The sequence below is a fragment of the Radiobacillus sp. PE A8.2 genome (assembly GCF_045635475.1).
GTDB lineage: Bacteria > Bacillota > Bacilli > Bacillales > Amphibacillaceae > JBJGXI01.
This window is the reverse complement of the sequence record NZ_JBJGXI010000104.1, coordinates 1-1,222: the sequence shown is the minus strand read 5'-3', so window position 1 is coordinate 1,222 and position 1,222 is coordinate 1. Positions and strand designations below refer to the sequence as shown.

Annotated in this window: 2 protein-coding genes; both read left to right on the top strand. The window is 30.9% G+C overall.

What is annotated here, in order from left to right:
• Nucleotides 1-340: 340 nt before the first annotated feature.
• Nucleotides 341-580: a hypothetical protein gene (locus ACI6MV_RS24890; protein ID WP_407272992.1), complete on the top strand. Its 240-nt coding sequence runs from the start codon at nucleotides 341-343 to the stop codon at nucleotides 578-580.
• Between the two features lie 161 nt (nucleotides 581-741).
• Nucleotides 742-1,083, top strand: coding sequence for a hypothetical protein (locus ACI6MV_RS24885; protein WP_407272991.1), 342 nt, complete (start codon nucleotides 742-744; stop codon nucleotides 1,081-1,083).
• The last annotated feature ends 139 nt before the right edge of the window (nucleotides 1,084-1,222 follow it).

Sequence of the window (1,222 nt, the reverse complement as noted above, 5' to 3'; positions counted from 1 at the left end):
TGGGGTTTGACTTTATCTGTTCTGCAAAGCTCATTATCGATACGAATAAAATGCTGGTTTATAAATCGAAATAATATGGGGCTAGGATTTACCTTTTGTGGGCTAGTAGTACTAATTAACGAATTATCATGTAAATGTTTATCGATTCAACACGCGAGCGCTTTTCTTTAATAAGAAGGCGTCTTTTTGATATGGGATTGGCTTTTTGTTAAATCAATTGGATCTAACTGTTGATGAATTTAACAAAATAATCAAGGAAGTTACATAAATGTATAGAGATTTATTATATATTACGACAAAATAAAAAAAAGTTGGTATAATAAGTTTAGGTGGTGAGGATATGGACAATAAAGAATTAATTCAAATGTTTTCATCCTTGTTAGACGAGAAGTTACAACCTATAAATGAGCGTTTGGTAAGACTTGAAGGTGGACAACAAGTTATTATAGAAAAATTAGATAACGTATCTAAGCAAGTTGCTAGTAATACTGAAAAACAAACCAGTGTCGAAAGTATAGCTGTAAAAGTAGCTGAGCATGAAACAGATATAAAGTTACTTAAGAAATTTATAACAAATTAAAAAAAGGGTGAATGATACATTGTGTCATTCACTCTTTTTTATCAATAGTGAATGATCACACTTAAACAAACGGGAGCTATAATACGAACAGTGCCTGGCACTGTTCTTAACGTGGCAGTTTTCTTGAATAAGGATTTATAATTTATAGAAAGGTGATTTGAATGCGAAAGAAAATCTTCTTAGGAATTAATGCATTAATATTATTGCTATTAATTAGTTCAGCTGTATTTGGCTACATTCATTTTAAACAAAATAATAAATATGAAAAGTATTTGTCACATCAACTAACCAACGAAGTATCTACCTTATCTTCGGCAACTGTCTTAAATGATTATTTATTAGAAGATGTATTATCGACAGAGAAAATCACAAAAAGTCACCTATCTGCGATGAAAACGAATTATGTTAATACTTTAGAGGCTGGAAACAAAGTGTTGGATTTAGCTAATATTGAATTAAATCGTATGTATGATAATAACGAACATAACATTGCTTATATGTAGTATATCATGGCGCAGTATTTAACGTTTACAACGTAACACGAACAGTGCCTGGCACTGTTCGTTATTGACGACGTAGTAATTATAGACAGATTCAGAAATTCTTTAGAAGCAATGAATCGCTATGAGGAATTACGAAAAG